Here is a 16,480-nt window from a genome sequence, read left to right as displayed (position 1 = left end):
TCATAACGATTTCGACAATGGCTTGGCGCACTGCCTTTTCGGAGTCCGCGACCTCCAGCATGTGATCTAACGCACAGTTCGTTCCCGTTAGTGGCCAGATCAATGCGGCATACCTAACTTCAAAGGCATGAGGAGCCCACAAACCTTCGACATGATTGACGACCGCGACGAATCAACGGCGGTGCAGACACTGCCGGACTGGGCTCGAAGTCTGGACTTATCCCCCCACCCCGAGGGCGGCTGGTTCCGCGAAACTTGGCGTAGTGCACTGACACTCGGTCAGTCCTCGTTGCCAGCCGAATACGACGGCCCACGCAGCGCCGGCACCGCGATCCTGTTCCTGCTGATGCCAAACCAGCACTCCGCTAGGCACCGCGTGACCAGCGCCGAGCTGTGGTTCTTCCATCGCGGCAGCCCACTGGCGGTGGACATGGGAGACGAAAAATCAACTGCGACAAGACATGTAATTGGCCAAGACATCGGAGCCGGACAACGTCCGCAGCTTCTCATTCCACCCGGACATTGGCAACGCGCCTGGCCCCTCGGCGACGAACCTACCCTGGTCAGTTGTGTGGTGGTGCCGGGCTTTGACTTTGCCGACTTCACGCTAGACCCATCGTGATACGCATCAGCCAGTCCGATCACGACCACTAGAGGACGGAGCCACTGCGAGGTCCGGCTCGATGCCCCGCTCCGCCAGGGGCACCTCCAGTAGGTCGATGAGCTGGACCGACTGGCGGTGGAAAATCTTCGGATGCGGTCGGATACAGGCCACGGCGCCCGTCCACGGCGCGGTCCTGCAATGTTGCCGATAGCGAAAATGCCCACCGACAACTGTCATTCATCCCCATCGATGCCGGAGTCGTGCCAGCTGCCGCAAAAGAGCGCTGTGCAGCATGATCCACATCGAGAAAGGCAGCCTTTCAACAGTACGCGACGCATGCCACGAATTAGGTTGCAAGCCAGTCAAGTTCAGCCATCACGCACTCCATGCGCGCGCAACCTACCCGGACCGTTCTCGCTTCGCGCCCACGGTACCCGGATTGGTTGCGCTTTGCGGACGCAAGATCCGCCACGTCGCGGCGCTGTTCCCGAAGGAGCATCAGAGCAGGAGCTAGCCATCGCGGCCGCGCGGCCCGGCTCGTCACCCGGAGATTTGCTTGGTCGACGGCGTTGTGTACGATCCAGATGTCGAACGCCCACACGCAAGCGATAACGAATTATTGAATCTTTTTGCAGCGCTTCCGATCCCAGCACGCCTTGCATCTCGGGCTGCCCGAATGTCACAACTGTTGAGCGCCGCAATCACGATCCCGCTGCCCGCTGCGGGCCTGGTTGGGTGTGCCCCCCAGACCGCCTCACCGCCGACGACAGCCGCCTCCTCCTCGACGAGCGAGACGGCGACGACGTCGCCAACCACCGCCGCGGCCGCCGGCGCGAAGTCCGGGGTGTCCAACGGCGAGACCTACGAGGTGACAATGGTCTCGGTTACCGGCGCCACCCCCGACAATCTGGGCCGATGGGATGTGAGCATCGGTCAGCTCGCCGGCGGCGATGCCGGCGTCAGAGACGCCTTCAACCAGGCCAGCGACGCGTCGGGGCATCAGCAACTCGATCAGATGCGCGCCGAGACGGGCCCCGATACCCAGTGGGACTTCGAATCACATTCGGCGGTCACATTCCGCCCCGTCGCCATCGCAGAAGTCATCACCGGCGTTCACTCGGCCAAAGAGGCCGCGCACCCGAACAACTACGTCAACACCATCGTTATCGATAGCCGAAGCGCCAAGCCCATCACCCTTGCCGACCTGTTCGCAAACGAACAGGCGGGATTGGAGCGGCTTTCCGAGCAAACAAGGCTGATCTTTCCGAAGGTGTGGGGCGGCGGCCCGAGCCCAATGCTCGACGAGCCCGGCAACAGGCCCATCGCGGAGAACTTCGCCAACTGGATTCCGACATCGCAGGGCATCGAGCTGCATTTCTTCGACTACCAGTTTGGCCACGGGCTTCCGGTGATCACGGTGCCCTGGTCGGCGCTCACCGATGTGCTGGCGCCCGACATGGTGGCACTGGCGCACGACTAGGGGCCCAATCCACCGCCGCGGAGGCTTTGCTGTGGACGCACCTCGCGTGCCCAACCCAGCGTGCGACGACGCCACATCGACCTGTGCCGGACGCACCGAGAGCAGAATTCTTCGAATCCAATAACGATCGAGGCCAAACCCGGGCCCGTCGCGCACCAGAGCAAGTACCCTGCAGCCAGGGAGTTGCTTTGCTGTCCGGGTTCTCAACCATGGAAGATGGCGTGGCTTCAGACCAGCGGCTTTGGCGCTTCTGATGGGACCGGTGGGAACTGGCGGCTGGTCGGAGATGGGCGATGGGAGTTGGGAGGACCTGGTGAGCTTTGTCGTCACCCAACCGGAGCGGCTAGCGGCGGCGGCTGGGAGTTTGCAGGAGGTCGGTTCGGCGGTCAGCGCGCAGAGCGCGGCCGCCGTCGCTCCCACCACCAGCGTGGCGCCAGCGGCGGCCGACCAGGTGTCCGCGTTGACCGCCGCGCGGTTCAGCGCACATGCCCAGCTCTATCAAATGGTGAGCGCCCAGGCCGTGGCGATTCACGACAGGTTTGTCGCCGCCCTGGCCGCCGGCGCCCAGTCCTACGAGGCCGCCGAGGCCGCGAACGTGATTGCGGCTGGCTAAGGAAGGTGTTGGCAACGGACTTCGGGGCTTTACCACCTGAGGTTAACTCGGGCCTGTTGTATGCGGGCCCGGGGGCAGCGCCCATGCTGACCGCGGCCACCGCCTGGGATGGGCTTGCCACGGTATTGAATTCCGCCGCCGCGTCCTATGCCTCGGTGGTCTCGGGACTCACGCTCGAATCGTGGATGGGTCCGGCATCGGCGTCGATGGCGGCCGCGGCCGCACCGTATGCGACCTGGTTAGCCGTTGCCAACGAGCAGGCTCGCCAAACCGCCGCTCAGGCCCGGGCGGCGGCGACGGCATTTGAGACGGCGTTTGCGGTCGTTGTGCCACCGCCGCTGATCGCAGCCAATCGCAGCCAGGTGGCGTCATTGGTGGTTGCCAACGTCCTCGGACAGAACACTCCGGCAATCGAGACGCTGCAGGCCGAGTACGCCGAGATGTGGGCCCAGGACGCCGCGGTCATGTACCAGTACTCGGCGGCATCGGAGGCCGCGTCGACGTTGGCCGCGTTCACCTCCCCCGTACAGTCGACCGACCCAAGCCGCGCGCAGGCGAGCACGGCAGCGGGCGCCGCGACCGCCGGCACAACCGCGCAAACCACCGCGAGCCAGCCGACGACCGCGGCTACCGATACGGCCCAGGGACTCGCGGCGGAGGTACCCACAATCCCGGCCGGTTCGGACCTGGCGGCACCGGCCGCGATCTCCATCCCCACCCCGGTCGGCGAACTGGACCTGTTGGCCGCCTACATCGCGGTCGCCGCGACAGCCAGCTTGAGCCTTTCCGCCGTGAATACCGCCAGGCCCTGGAGCTACAGCACCAACAATGACCACGCCCAACCGAACGGCGGTGGGGTTGCACCGACACAGGGCAACACCCTGGGTACGGAGCGGCCCGGCGCCGAGGTGTTGGTGTCCGCGCCCAACGTCGTGCCCACCTCGGCGTTCGTGGGACATGCGGCATTGATCGGTGCCCTGTCGGTGCCGCACAGCTGGGCCATGGCCGCCCCCGAGATCAGGTTGGCCGTCGAGTCGCTGCCCAGCGCGGGCGGGCTGAGCGCGCCTGCCGGTCCCGACATGGGCGGCGTGGCTCCGACCGGCCTGCTCAGTGGGATGGCGTTGGCGAGTCTGGCCGGACGCGGCGCGACCGGCGCGGGCAGTCGTAACCCCAGCGAGTCCGCGACCAACGAAGACGAACAGCCACAGCGCAAGCCGACGGTGGTGGTTATCCAGAAACCGCCGCCGGCCGGGGGGCCACCGGCCGCCCGCCCCTGACCGATCCCAGCCATCGATTCCCCCCAATCCAAGCCGGGTTCGCCGAACATGTTTGTCATCGGCCGCGGATGGCAATGTTTCCCCCAAAGGGGGGCGTATCGGCCGGCCTATACGCCTACCTAGGTCCCGTCGGTTCAGCCCGAGAGCCGACGGGACCGACTTTTTCCGGCCTATTCCCGACGCTTTTGCGGTCCTCGACACGGCTCTCGGGATATGAAGGAGCACGCACGCCGACCAGGAGTACCGTGCCGCTTATGGACGGCACAACGGGTGTGTGGATTCTGGGCGGCTATCAAAGCGACTTCGCCCGCAACCTCACCAAGGAAAACCGCGACTTTGCGGACCTAACCGCTGAGGTGGTCCCGAGCACGCTGGCCGCGGCCCAGATTGAGGCCGCCGACATCGGGGTCGTACATGTCGCCAATGCCTTCGGCGAGATGTTTGCTGGGCAGGGCCATCTGGGTGCGATGCCCGCGACGGTGTCCGATGGCCTCTGGGATACCCCGGCCGCCCGTCATGAAGCGGCATGCGCGTCGGGCAGCGTGGCAACGTTGGCCGCGATCACCGACCTGCGATCGGGTTTCTACAACAGCGCGCTCGTCGTCGGGCTCGAGCTGGAGAAGACGGTGCCCGGCGATACCGCGGCACAGTATCTGGGCGCGGCGGGCTGGACCGGACACGAGGGTGCCGAGGCGCGTTACCTGTGGCCGTCGGTGTTCACGCAGGTTGCCGACGAATATGACCGACGCTACGGCCTGGACGACACGCACCTGCGCAGCATCGCCCAACTCAACTACGCCAACGCGCGCCGCAACCCCAACGCCCAAACTCGGGGATGGACGATCCCGGATCCAATCACCGACGACGATGCCACCAATCCCATCACCGAAGGCCGGCTGCGGCGGTTGGATTGCAGTCAAATGACCGACGGTGGCGCGGGTTTGGTCCTGGTCAACGATGCCTATCTGCGCGACCATCCGGGTGCGCGCCCGATCGGCCGCATCGACGACTGGGGGCATTGCACCGTGGGGCTGGGTCTGCAACAGGAACTCGACCGCCCGGCCCAAGGTGAGTCGGGTAAATACGTGCTGCCGCATGTGCGGAAAGCGGCGCTCGACGCCTTGCGCCGCGCACACGTGAGCCTCGATGACCTCGGCGGGTTCGAGGTGCATGACTGCTTTACCCCCAGCGAGTACCTCGCCATCGACCACATCGGGCTGACCGGCCCGGGGGAATCGTGGAAGGCCATCGAAAACGGTGAGATCGAGATCGGCGGACGTCTGCCCATCAACCCGAGCGGAGGACTGATCGGTGGCGGCCACCCGGTCGGAGCTTCCGGCGTACGAATGCTGCTCGATGCGGCCAAGCAGGTCAGCGGCGCGGCCGGCGACTATCAGGTTGAGAACGCGACCAAGTTCGGCACGCTGAACTTCGGCGGCAGCACCGCCACCACCGTCAGTTTCGTTGTCAGCACAACCAAGGACGCATGACATGGATGTCGAGATCGTCGGTAAGTATCTGTCCACTCTTCCCGAAGACGACGACCACCCATATCGCACCGGGCCGTGGCGGCCGCAAACCACCGAATGGAACGCTGACGACCTGACCGTGGTCGAGGGCGAGATCCCCCATGACCTCGACGGCGTCTACCTGCGCAACACCGAGAATCCACTGCATCCGGCATTCAAGACCTATCAGCCGTTTGACGGAGACGGCATGCTGCACGTGGTCGGCTTTCGTGACGGAAAGGCCTTCTACCGCAACCGTTTTATCCAGACGGACGGTTTCCGGGCGGAAAACGACGCCGGCGAACCGCTGTGGCCCGGACTGGCCGAGCCGATACAACTGGCCAAGCGTGACCAGGGCTGGGGTGCTCGCACGCTGATGAAGGACGCGTCCAGTACCGACGTCATCGTGCACCGGGGCATCGCACTAACCAGCTTCTACCAGTGTGGGGACCTCTACCGGGTGGATCCGTCGTCGGCCACCACGCTGGGCAAAGAGACCTGGAGCGGACACTTCCCGTTCGACTGGGGCGTATCCGCGCATCCCAAGGTCGACGGCAAGACCGGCGAGCTGCTCTTCTTCAACTACAGCAAGCAAGAACCGTACATGCGCTACGGCGTTGTCGACCAGGACAACGAGCTGGCGCACTACGTCGACATCCCGCTGCCCGGGCCCAGGCTGCCGCATGACATGGCCTTCACCGAGAACTACGCCATCCTCAACGACTTCCCCCTTTTCTGGGATCCGCAGCTGCTCGAACACAACCTTCATCTGCCGCGCTTCTACCCGGACATGCCGTCGCGCTTCGCGGTGATCCCCCGCCGGGGCAGCACTGCCGACATCCGGTGGTTCGAGGCGGTTCCGACCTTCGTCCTGCATTTCACCAACGCTTACGAGGAAGGCGACGAGATCGTGCTCGACGGCTTCTTCGAGGGCGCGCCCCACCCCCTCGAAACCAGCGCCAGCAGCACCAAGTGGGAAAAGCTCTTCCGCTTCCTGGCGCTGGATCGCCTGCAGACCCGATTGCACCGATGGCGGCTCAACCTGGTCACCGGCGCGGTCAAGGAAGAACGGCTGTCCGAGTCCATCACCGAGTTCGGGACCATCAATTCCGACTATGCCGCCCGCCAATATCGCTACGCCTACCCGGCCACCGGCAAACCGGGCTGGTTCCTGTTCGACGGTTTGGTCAAACATGACCTGTTGACCGGCAATCAGGAAGGCATTTCGTCTGGGGAAGGTGTCTATGGCAGTGAGACCCAGATGGCTCCACGGGTGGGCAGTTCGGCCGAAGATGACGGCTACCTGGTAACCCTGACCACCGACATGAACGACGACGCCTCGTATTGCCTGGTCTTCGACGCCGCCCGAATCGCCGACGGCCCGGTGTGCAAACTGGAACTGCCGGAACGCATTTCCAGCGGAACCCATTCAACATGGGTGCCGGGTAATGAATTGCGCCGCTGGCACCATGCCGACTCGGCGCCCAGCGCTATCGGGCTCTAACCGCCAAGGAACGGACATGAAGCGACGCCGGCACACCCATTGGCCCCATGAACTTGCCTCGATCGGCGCCATGCGGTTTGCTCGCCGCTCGTCGAACTTCGAAGAGACCGTCCGGTTTTACCGCGAACTGGTGGGCCTTCCGCTCTTCGAGACGTTCGGGGACAGTTTCGGCAGCAACGGCGCGATATTCGGGCTACCCAGCTGGAATCTGACGCTCGAGATCGTCGAGTCGGTCGACACCGTCGCGGTCGATCACCACGAACAGCTATGCCTGTACTTCCCCGACCAGCCCGCACAGCAAGCGGCTATCGCACGCCTCAGGGAGGCGGCGATCGAACCAGTCCAGCAGCACCCGTACTGGGAAGCCGTGGGAGCGGTCACCTTCCGTGATCCGGATGGACGCGAGGTGGTGTTCGCGCCCTTCGTGTACGGAGTCAACGAACCCGGTGAAAGCGCCGCGTCGGGAACTCACGAATTCCCTTCCGGCTGAGGCCTTCAGCGCGTCGATCGACCGCCGAACGCGGCGGCGGCCACCGCCCACAGCGAGCATGCCACCGCGCACACCGCACTGCCGATACCAACATAGAGCCCGTACTCCGCCGACACCGGTGGATTGACGTTGAGTTTGTAGTACCACGCCGCGAGCGCCACGATGAGCAAGGAAATAACCAGGGCAGCAATCGAAGAGAGCCTGACCGACAGACCGCGGCCCACCATGGCGCCGGCCACCAGTAGCGTCGAGGACAGCAACACGATCAGCTGGCCGGCGCCGAAGCCGGTCGGTAGTTCCAGGTTGCCGTGCGCAACGCCGATGGCATTCGCCCAACCCCCGCCACCAACCGCCGTGGTTAGCCACGGCATCCAGGCGCTGGCTCCCATGACCGCGGCAAACAGGGCGACCAGCCAACCAGGGCGCAAGCGGCGAGTCATGATTGCGAGATTAGCCGAATGCCACCCGGGCCCGGGCAACCGACCGCCGGGCCAGCGTGGTGTCGTCGGGCTAGGCCCGCAGTGACGAGAGGTTGAAGTTCGCCCCGGTCGGATCGCTGGCCGCGGCCAGCCGGCCGTAGGGCGTGTCTTCGGCGCCGCGCACCACCGCTCCACCGTTGTCGGCGATCATCTGCAGCGTTTTGTCGACATCCTCGGCACCGAAGAAGATACTCCACTGCGATGGCACCCCCTCGCGCAGCAGCCTGGCGCCGTCCATGACCCCGAGGAGCTGTTCACCGTTGAAGGACGCGGTGGTGTAGCGGAATTCGTCGGTGTCACCGACTTGTTCGGCTTGCCACCCGAAAAGTCGGCGGTAAAAGCCGATCGCGGGGTGGTAGTCACGGGTCGTCAATTGATGCCAGACCGCAGCGCCCGCCTCACCGATGATCTCGAATCCACGGTGCCCAAGCGGCTGCCACAGCCCAAAGAACGCGCCGGCCGGGTCGGTCGCCATGCACATGAAGCCCTTGGCGGGTATCTCCATGGGGTCCACGCATCTGGAGCCGCCCGCTGCGGTCACCGCGGCGGCCGCCGCGTTGATGTCAGCGGTGTGGAAGTAGGTGGTCCAATTATCCGGCGCCTGCCATTCGGGATTGTTGGCCATCAGGCCGGCGACCGGATGGCCGTTGCGGGCGGCATTGACGTAGCCCCCGTATTCGGGTCCCGCCGACTCGAACGTCCAGCCGAAAACCGTGCCGTAGAAGTCTTGGGCGCGGTCGATGTCTGATGTCGTCAGGTCGATTCAGCAGGGGGCGCCTAGCGGCGCGGCGTTACGGATGGGCACGATGACCTCCCTAGTGTGTGGGCCCGGATGCGGCTTCACAGATATGGACCACGACCGATCCAGAAACTCATCGGCAGTCGTGAAGTTTAACCCGATCCGCCATCGATGAGGGGCCGTCATCACCCACCCCTGATCACCGAATGACGTTCTAGTACTTACGCATCCGTGCTGACCAGCTTGACCCAGGCCACCCTGACGAGCATTCTCTTCGATAACGCGCCGCGGTGGTCCTATCCCCCTGGCAGGCGACCGGAAGGGCAACCCGTGGACATTTGGCAGATCTTGTGCGATCTGGCGCAGGAAACGTGGCTGGAGCATTCGCGGGAGTTGGCTGAGTGGCTACTCGAACGAGAAAAGTCGGTAGCAAGCTCCGCGGAGGGCCGGCGCGGATCCAGCGTTTGCGGTTGGACTATGCGATTGATGACCGCTCTGGAGCTATCGCTTGGCGACGGGACCCCGGACAACGGCGATCGCTTGGCGGCCAGCGGCGCCAAGTTCGATGAACTCAGTGCCCAAATCGCCGCTCTTGGCCCCGACGACGGCTGGCAGGGCCTGGCGGCGCAGGCCTACCTAGCCCAAAACCTCGCACAGTCACAGCGCGTGAAGCTGATGGGCGATCTCAACCATGAAACCAGCCAGCTGGTTTCCGCCCAAGCCAAAGCGATTGAAAGGGTTCGCGATGTCCTGATCGTAGAGAGAATCGCGCTCATCGGTACGTTCGCGCTTTGCCTTTGGTATGAACTGATGGATGGCCCCGAAGGCCAAGCTCTTTCGATGGAAGTCGCGATAGCCGCATGCGCGGTTGCGTTGATCGTCCTGAGCGGCTTCCTGGTCGATCTGTGCAACACCACATCCCAGGACCACAGTGAATTGCATTCCGCGACACAAAAATTGACCGACATGCTGGCGACCTTGCCAACTCTGTCCGACCCGGGCCCCGGGCTGGCGGGTGCGCCCCTCCCGCCGTCACAATCCGATCCGGAATTCAACGTCGCCGGTCTGTTTGACCGCACCGGGCAGCTCCCCGAGGCAGCTGAGATCTCGGTGGCTTTGGCCGACTTGCCCGGCTCTGTTGAATTCAGCGTGCCCACGCTGCCGGGCCCCGGCTTTCCCGACTTCGGTGCACCCGACTTGCCCGTCCCCGGCTTGGCCGGATTGCCGACACTGCCCGAACCGGCCGCCTTGGCCACGCCACCCGCGATGGCTCAGCTAGCCGCACCCTTGCGCCGGCTCACCGGGCTCTCGGGGACAACCGGAGCGCTCGCCAAACTCACCAACACAGCCAGCCAACAGGCACAGTTGATCGCCGCACTGACCCACGACAAACCCGGCACCGCGGAGGGCCCCACCGACGCACCGCGCGCTCCTGTGGGCGCCAGGGTCGGGCACCCAGGAGGGCCCCAGCAGCGCGTCCAATAACGCACCTGAGCAGTCGAAGTTGCCTTCCGCCGGCCCCGACGGAACGGATTTCGGCCTCCGCGTCAACAAGGTGGCTACGCGCCAGCCACGTGCGGCCGGAGCCGCCTCGGCTTAGCCGGCAGCCGGCGGGGCGAATACGGTGACGAAGTTCCGCAGCGATGCGTTGATATCGCTGCGCAGCGCCGCGGCGACGACCATGCCGATCGGACCGAACAGAGCCGGCCCACCAAGGTGCACGTCGAAGCTGACGATCGAGCCTTCTTCTCCGGCTGCAACCTTGGCCATCAGCTTGACCTTGACGCCGCCGACCCCGTCACCGTTGAGGGTCATGCCTTCCGGCGGCTGGTAGCGCACGATGGTCCATTTGATGCGGTTGTGCATGCCCTTGACCTGCACGATTGATTCGACGACCGCACCCTTTTCGAGGGTTTCGGGCAACGTGCTGCGCCACACTCGGTGGATCGTCAGCCACTCCTTGAAGCGGGAGAGATCGGATGCGTGCATCCATGCCTCGTCCGGAGACAGCGGCACGTCGATCGACCCGGAAAGTTTCGCCATGTGATCAGTTCTGCTGCTCGCCCGCGGCGCCGGGACCAGCGACTTTCTTGGCCCCCTGTTGCACCTTGTGGATGGTGTCGGAGTACTTCCCTTCGGTCTTCTCGTCGACGAATTCGCCGGCCTTGTCGATCACCGTCTCGACCTTGTTGGCGTTCTGCGCCAGCAGGTCTTTCACCTTGTCCAGGATTCCCATGTGCAACCGTCCGTTTCTCTCGGGGATGGTCAGCGTCTGCCCGGAAACCCTACTTGTCAGAGTCAGCGATGTGACCGTTGACTACCGCACTCGACAGCCGGCTAGGGCACGGAGCCCTCGAGGAAAAGACCGGACAGTTGACTGCCGACATTCCCGATACCGTAGATAACGCCTGCTATCGCCAGGCCAAGGTCGCTGGTGTTGCCGACGCCAGAGGTTGCGCCACCCAGGTTGGTGATACCCGAGAGGAGGCTGCCGCCATAGTTCTGCAGTCCGGAGGCATAGTAGCCGAAGTTCCACACTCCGGAGAGGGTGTCGCCGACGTTGCCGAAGCCCGATACACCCCCGGGACCCGAGTTGAAGAATCCCGACGACGGGCTATCGGTCGCGTTGCCGAAGCCAGGCGCCGTCGGCAGATCGAGAATCGGAATGGAGATGGGGCCGATGCCCGCGCCGATCGCGGTATTGAGCGAGGTGGAGTCGCTGCCCAGCGAAAGAACGATGGGGATTCGGCTGATGGGGATGTCCGGAACCACAATGGGACGCACCTCGGAGTCAAGCGGCAGATCCAACGTGATCGGTAGCCCGTCCACGTGGACGTCGAAGCTGACATCCGTATTCGGGATGTGGACGCTGACCGTCGCCCCTCCGGACTCTCCATCGACATTGAGGTGCAAATTCACCGGTATCGGTGTGGCGGCGCTCCCGACCCCGTGCACTGTGAAGGACTGCACGGTGAGGCCGGTGGCGCCGGTGATGGGGATGTTGAGAATTCCGCCTCCACCGGTGGTCAGCGGGATCTGCGGGATGGTGATGGTGTAGTCGGCGCCGATCAGGCCTTGGCCGGTGCCGCGCCAGAAGAAGCCGTTGTTCATGTCCCCGGAGACAAACGCCCCGGTATTGATGTTGCCGCTGTTACCCAGCCCGGTGTTGGTGTCCCCGGTGTTAAACCAGCCGGTGTTCACATGACCCGGGTTAAACGAACCCGTGTTGTAGGCACCGGCGTTGAACCCACCAGAGTTGTAGGCACCCGCATTACCCCACCCCGTGTTGGCCAGCCCCCAGGGCTCCGGCGTTGTTGATTAGCAGGCTTGTGAGCTGGGGAATTGTGGATTGAGGAGGTCTAGGCGGCGGTTGGCGGTCAAAGCGGTGATCCGGCAGGCTTCGGCGATGTTGTCGGCGCCGTTGAGGCGGTGCAGATTGATCGCGGTGTTGCGTAGCGTTGCTAGGACCTGTGCGCCGTTTCCGGTATGTGCCCTTTGACGGTCTTCGTCGAAGGTGACGTCGCGTATCCAGTGCAGGCTGTTCTCGATTCCCCAGTGTTGACGCATCCAGGTCATGATCGCGGTAGGGCGGGCGTGCTCGAACGGCAGGCTGCAGATGGCATAGACCACCTCCACGCTGCGCTGGTCGGTGGCGGTGATCAAGCGTTCACGAGTGATCCGGATGATTTGTTTTGCGTAGGGGAAGCCGATTCCTCGTGCAGCGGTGATGATTTGCAGGGTGCGGGTCTCGACACGGCCGTGGCCGCGGGAGTCGTCGGTAGCGGCTGCGGGCACCTCGGCCCAGGGCAGCGCGGTGATACGCGCAAGTATTTTGGCTTGGTTGGACTTGACGATCATCAGGTAGTGCGACTTCAAGGTGGCGCAGATCAACTTCGCGGTGACGACCTGGGTATGCATCGCATCCACGGTGACCAGCCACCGCAAGCTACCCGGCAGCAGCGTGAGCAGGGCACGTACGCAGGGAATTTCATTGCTTTTCTCGGCGACAGCGAGTTGACCGAGCACCAATCGGGCACGGTGGGCGAACACCGACACGAGATGCGTGGCTGTCGCTTTGGCGCGTAAAGCACCACGCAGCATCTTGCCGTCCAACGCGATCGGCACCAATCCACTGGGGTCGCTGCTGGCCACGTGTGCAGTGAAGTAACTGCCCATCCTGGCGTTGAGGTCGGCGGGGTCTAGCCGAGACAAAACAGCACGGAAGGTCTTCTCACTGGGCCGCCGGAACCGGACCCCTAATTGGGCCAACACATCATCGGGAGCGGTGGCCGCCCATGTGGCAAAACCAGCATAGCCGCGCATCCCCGCGGCAGTGGCCAGAACCGCGATCGCCAACAAAGCCATCAGCGAATACCTCCGACCGCGTGGGTCCCTCGGGTCTGGCACCGAGGCCAACACATCGAGAAACTCCGATCCGATGAGCTCGCTGCGCTCACCAGGACTCCAGCGGTCGAACACCTCTGGAACCGACGACACAGGCAATACTGAAACGGTAGGCACGGGCAACTCCAGACCAACGACGAACAGTAACCAACTCGATCGTTCTCCAGATAGCCCGTGCCTACACTCCGGCCCCAATAGCGCGGCACCAAAGATCATCAACCCAGCTCACAAGCCTGCTAATCAACAACGCCGGAGCCCTGGGCCAGCCCCGAGTTGAACCAGCCCGTGTTGGTCAAACCCGCATTCGCGATCCCGGTGTTGAAACTGCCCGAGTTAGCAATCCCGAAGTTGCCCGACCCAGAGTTGAAGAACCCGATATTGCCGTCACCGGAGTTGAACAACCCCACATTCCCGCTCCCGGAGTTCCACCCACCAAACCCAACCTGATGATCCCCGCTCAGCCCAATCCCAATGTTGCCCGACCCTGATTCCCAAACCCGAAATTACCCACACCCGTGTTACCCCACCCGATGTTCCCCCCACCGGTATTCCCCCACCCCCAGTTACCATCCCCGGTATTCGCCCCACCCACATTGGCACCACCCACATTGGCGCCACCCACATTGCCATCACCCACATTGGCCACACCCACATTGCCATCACCCACATTGCCGCCACCCACATTGGCGCTACCCACATTCGCACTACCCAGGTTCGCATCACCCACATTGGCGCTACCCACATTCAGCCCACCATGGTTAGCCACACCGAGACCAAACACGCTGATCTTGTCGGTCCCCTGCGAGAACAACCCCGCCAAACCATCACCCACATTGCCCACACCCGAACCCATACTCGGAATCGTGTTCACCCACCCCGACACCCCAGCACCAAGGTTGAACACCCCCGAACCCAACGCCCCCACATTGCCCACACCCGAATACCCCACACCCCCAGACGCAAAGTTCCACCACCCCGAACCACCACCCACATTCCCAAAACCAGACGAACTACCCGTACCGCTATTGAAGAACCCCGACGACGGCGCACTAGTCGTATTCCCAAACCCCGCCACCGCCGGCACATGCGCCACCGGAATCACCACCGGACCCACACCCGGACCCGACAACGCCAACTGCAACGACTCCCCCGAACCCCCCACCATCAAATCCACCTGCGGACCCGTAATCGTGATCGGATCCACCACAATCGGCCCAATCGTCCCGGTCAGGCTGTTTCCGTCGACCGGATTGAGGTGTATCGGGGGCAGCATGAATTCGCTCAGTCTGATCTCGCCAAGATGGCCGGATAGCGGGATGTCCAGCGGCACTTGGACGTTAAAGCCCACTGCGATCTCGGGGATGGTGATGGTGTAGTCGAAGCCGATTTGGCCTTGAGCGTCCCCGCGCCAGAAGAACCCGTTGTTCTGACTGCCCTGGTTGAACCCGCCGGTATTGAGGTGACCGCTATTGCCGAACCCGGTGTTGAGGTTCCCGGTGTTGGCCCACCCCGTGTTGGTATCACCCGCATTGAGATCCCCGGTATTGGAGGCACCCGTGTTGAAACTGCCCGAGTTGTAATCACCCGCATTACCCACCCCGGTGTTCAGCACACCCAAGTTGAACACCCCGGTGTTGTAGCGCCCCGCGTTGAACAACCCCGTATCAAACTCACCCGAGTTACCCACACCCCAGTTACCGGTCCCGGAGTTGAACAACCCCACATTCCCACTCCCGGAGTTCCAGCCCCCAAACCCCACCTGACCACTACCGGTCAGCCCGATCCCCAGATTATTGCTCCCACTATTCCCAAACCCGATATTCCCCAACCCACTATTACCCAAACCAACGTTATAGTCACCCGCATTACCAAACCCAATATTGTACGAACCCAAGTTCCCCGGCCCGAAATTATACGAACTAATATTCCCCGAACCTAGGTTGAATCCACCCCAATTCCCAGAACCAAAGTTCAGGCCACCAACATTCCCAAACCCAACAATCCCATCACCCACACTCGCAGGGCTCCGGCGTTGTTGATTAGCAGGCTTGTGAGCTGGGTTGATGATCTTTGGTGCCGCGCTATTGGGGCCGGAGTGTAGGCACGGGCTATCTGGAGAACGATCGAGTTGGTTACTGTTCGTCGTTGGTCTGGAGTTGCCCGTGCCTACCGTTTCAGTATTGCCTGTGTCGTCGGTTCCAGAGGTGTTCGACCGCTGGAGTCCTGGTGAGCGCAGCGAGCTCATCGGATCGGAGTTTCTCGATGTGTTGGCCTCGGTGCCAGACCCGAGGGGCCCACGCGGTCGGAGGTATTCGCTGATGGCTTTGTTGGCGATCGCGGTTCTGGCCACTGCCGCGGGGATGCGCGGCTATGCTGGTTTTGCCACATGGGCGGCCACCGCTCCCGATGATGTGTTGGCCCAATTAGGGGTCCGGTTCCGGCGGCCCAGTGAGAAGACCTTCCGTGCTGTTTTGTCTCGGCTAGACCCCGCCGACCTCAACGCCAGGATGGGCAGTTACTTCACTGCACACGTGGCCAGCAGCGACCCCAGTGGATTGGTGCCGATCGCGTTGGACGGCAAGATGCTGCGTGGTGCTTTACGCGCCAAAGCGACAGCCACGCATCTTGTGTCGGTGTTCGCCCACCGTGCCCGATTGGTGCTCGGTCAACTCGCTGTCGCCGAGAAAAGCAATGAAATTCCCTGTGTACGTGCCCTGCTCACGCTGCTGCCGGGTAGCTTGCGGTGGCTGGTCACCGTGGATGCGATGCATACCCAGGTCGTCACCGCGAAGTTGATCTGCGCCACCTTGAAGTCGCACTACCTGATGATCGTCAAGTCCAACCAAGCCAAAATACTTGCGCGTATCACCGCGCTGCCCTGGGCCGAGGTGCCCGCAGCCGCTACCGACGACTCCCGCGGCCACGGCCGTGTCGAGACCCGCACCCTGCAAATCATCACCGCTGCACGAGGAATCGGCTTCCCCTACGCAAAACAAATCATCCGGATCACTCGTGAACGCTTGATCACCGCCACCGACCAGCGCAGCGTGGAGGTGGTCTATGCCATCTGCAGCCTGCCGTTCGAGCACGCCCGCCCTACCGCGATCATGACCTGTATGCGTCAACACTGGGGAATCGAGAACAGCCTGCACTGGATACGCGACGTCACCTTCGACGAAGACCGTCAAAGGGCACATACCGGAAACGGCGCACAGGTCCTAGCAACGCTACGCAACACCGCGATCAATCTGCACCGCCTCAACGGCGCCGACAACATCGCCGAAGCCTGCCGGATCACCGCTTTGACCGCCAACCGCCGCCTAGACCTCCTCAATCCACAATTCCCCAGCTCACAAGCCTGCTAATCAACAACGCCGAAGCC

Annotated in this window: 14 protein-coding genes and 2 pseudogenes; 9 read left to right on the top strand and 7 right to left on the bottom strand. The window is 63.3% G+C overall.

The genetic code is table 11. The features are described 5' to 3' along the window. Window positions 1–151: 151 nt before the first annotated feature. The 7 genes from SHTP_RS04205 to SHTP_RS04170 all read left to right on the top strand — a co-directional run bounded on the left by SHTP_RS04205 (window position 152) and on the right by SHTP_RS04170 (window position 7,476). Window positions 152–622: a cupin domain-containing protein gene (locus tag SHTP_RS04205; RefSeq protein ID WP_096369863.1), complete on the top strand. Its 471-nt coding sequence runs from the start codon at window positions 152–154 to the stop codon at window positions 620–622. 658 nt (window positions 623–1,280) lie between these two features. Beyond that, on the top strand, window positions 1,281–2,084 hold the full coding sequence (locus tag SHTP_RS04195; RefSeq protein ID WP_096369861.1) for a DUF3298 domain-containing protein: 804 nt from the start codon (window positions 1,281–1,283) through the stop codon (window positions 2,082–2,084). Window positions 2,085–2,397: 313 nt separating this feature from the next. Beyond that, window positions 2,398–2,697, top strand: coding sequence for a PE family protein (locus SHTP_RS04190; protein ID WP_011742041.1), 300 nt, complete (start codon window positions 2,398–2,400; stop codon window positions 2,695–2,697). Between the two features lie 8 nt (window positions 2,698–2,705). Continuing rightward, complete coding sequence (locus SHTP_RS04185) at window positions 2,706–3,974, top strand: PPE family protein (protein WP_096372316.1); 1,269 nt, start codon at window positions 2,706–2,708, stop codon at window positions 3,972–3,974. 254 nt (window positions 3,975–4,228) lie between these two features. After that, entirely contained in the window at window positions 4,229–5,464 is a 1,236-nt protein-coding gene (locus tag SHTP_RS04180) for an acetyl-CoA acetyltransferase (protein WP_096369860.1), read from the top strand. Window position 5,465: 1 nt separating this feature from the next. Then, a complete protein-coding gene (locus tag SHTP_RS04175) occupies window positions 5,466–6,986 on the top strand; it encodes a carotenoid oxygenase family protein (protein ID WP_096369859.1) in 1,521 nt (506 codons plus the stop codon). 16 nt (window positions 6,987–7,002) lie between these two features. Further along, window positions 7,003–7,476, top strand: a complete 474-nt coding sequence (locus SHTP_RS04170) for a VOC family protein (protein WP_012396158.1) — start codon at window positions 7,003–7,005, stop codon at window positions 7,474–7,476. 5 nt (window positions 7,477–7,481) lie between these two features. Here the strand turns inward: SHTP_RS04170 and SHTP_RS04165 are convergent, their stop codons facing one another. Both SHTP_RS04165 and SHTP_RS04160 read right to left on the bottom strand, forming a co-directional pair. Next, window positions 7,482–7,916, bottom strand: a complete 435-nt coding sequence (locus SHTP_RS04165; RefSeq protein ID WP_012396159.1) for a hypothetical protein — start codon at window positions 7,914–7,916, stop codon at window positions 7,482–7,484. A 70-nt stretch (window positions 7,917–7,986) separates the two neighbouring features. Further along, complete coding sequence (locus SHTP_RS04160) at window positions 7,987–8,718, bottom strand: VOC family protein (protein ID WP_231991575.1); 732 nt, start codon at window positions 8,716–8,718, stop codon at window positions 7,987–7,989. A 462-nt stretch (window positions 8,719–9,180) separates the two neighbouring features. Here SHTP_RS04160 and SHTP_RS04155 point away from each other — a divergent pair, with 462 nt between their 5' ends. Beyond that, window positions 9,181–10,179, top strand: a complete 999-nt coding sequence (locus SHTP_RS04155; RefSeq protein ID WP_231991278.1) for an EspA/EspE family type VII secretion system effector — start codon at window positions 9,181–9,183, stop codon at window positions 10,177–10,179. Window positions 10,180–10,290: 111 nt separating this feature from the next. Here the strand turns inward: SHTP_RS04155 and SHTP_RS04150 are convergent, their stop codons facing one another. The 5 genes and pseudogenes from SHTP_RS04150 to SHTP_RS29650 all read right to left on the bottom strand — a co-directional run. Continuing rightward, window positions 10,291–10,737, bottom strand: a complete 447-nt coding sequence (locus SHTP_RS04150; RefSeq protein WP_015357076.1) for a type II toxin-antitoxin system Rv0910 family toxin — start codon at window positions 10,735–10,737, stop codon at window positions 10,291–10,293. Between the two features lie 4 nt (window positions 10,738–10,741). Then, window positions 10,742–10,930 (bottom strand): antitoxin, encoded by a 189-nt coding sequence (locus SHTP_RS04145; protein WP_096369856.1) that lies wholly within the window; start codon window positions 10,928–10,930, stop codon window positions 10,742–10,744. Between the two features lie 101 nt (window positions 10,931–11,031). Further along, window positions 11,032–11,991, bottom strand: a pseudogene (locus SHTP_RS30650) (pentapeptide repeat-containing protein); the annotation flags it as partial. Window positions 11,992–12,012: 21 nt separating this feature from the next. Continuing rightward, complete coding sequence (locus SHTP_RS04135; RefSeq protein WP_420811867.1) at window positions 12,013–13,215, bottom strand: ISAs1-like element IS2404/ISMul1 family transposase; 1,203 nt, start codon at window positions 13,213–13,215, stop codon at window positions 12,013–12,015. Between the two features lie 146 nt (window positions 13,216–13,361). After that, window positions 13,362–15,118 (bottom strand): annotated as a pseudogene (locus tag SHTP_RS29650) (beta strand repeat-containing protein); the annotation flags it as partial. Window positions 15,119–15,260: 142 nt separating this feature from the next. Between SHTP_RS29650 and SHTP_RS04120 the strand changes: the two are divergent. Beyond that, window positions 15,261–16,463 carry an ISAs1-like element IS2404/ISMul1 family transposase gene (locus SHTP_RS04120; RefSeq protein ID WP_420872935.1) on the top strand — a complete coding sequence of 401 codons (1,203 nt, stop codon included), beginning with the start codon at window positions 15,261–15,263 and terminating at the stop codon, window positions 16,461–16,463. Window positions 16,464–16,480: the final 17 nt, after the last annotated feature.

This window comes from Mycobacterium ulcerans subsp. shinshuense, from assembly GCF_002355775.1.
Classification (GTDB): Bacteria; Actinomycetota; Actinomycetes; order Mycobacteriales; family Mycobacteriaceae; genus Mycobacterium; species Mycobacterium marinum.
The sequence above is the reverse complement of the archived record's forward strand: the minus strand, read 5'-3'. Positions and strand labels throughout refer to the sequence as shown.

Excerpts from the sequence above, each read along its gene's own strand:
- SHTP_RS04150 (WP_015357076.1), bottom strand. The coding sequence starts at position 10,737 with ATGGCGAAACTTTCCGGGTCGATCGACGTGCCGCTGTCTCCGGACGAG.
- SHTP_RS04175 (WP_096369859.1), top strand. The coding sequence starts at position 5,466 with ATGGATGTCGAGATCGTCGGTAAGTATCTGTCCACTCTTCCCGAAGAC.
- SHTP_RS04155 (WP_231991278.1), top strand. The coding sequence starts at position 9,181 with ATGACCGCTCTGGAGCTATCGCTTGGCGACGGGACCCCGGACAACGGC.
- SHTP_RS04170 (WP_012396158.1), top strand. The coding sequence starts at position 7,003 with ATGAAGCGACGCCGGCACACCCATTGGCCCCATGAACTTGCCTCGATC.
- SHTP_RS04205 (WP_096369863.1), top strand. The coding sequence starts at position 152 with ATGATTGACGACCGCGACGAATCAACGGCGGTGCAGACACTGCCGGAC.
- SHTP_RS04145 (WP_096369856.1), bottom strand. The coding sequence starts at position 10,930 with ATGGGAATCCTGGACAAGGTGAAAGACCTGCTGGCGCAGAACGCCAAC.
- SHTP_RS04180 (WP_096369860.1), top strand. The coding sequence starts at position 4,229 with ATGGACGGCACAACGGGTGTGTGGATTCTGGGCGGCTATCAAAGCGAC.
- SHTP_RS04165 (WP_012396159.1), bottom strand. The coding sequence starts at position 7,916 with ATGACTCGCCGCTTGCGCCCTGGTTGGCTGGTCGCCCTGTTTGCCGCG.
- SHTP_RS04195 (WP_096369861.1), top strand. The coding sequence starts at position 1,281 with ATGTCACAACTGTTGAGCGCCGCAATCACGATCCCGCTGCCCGCTGCG.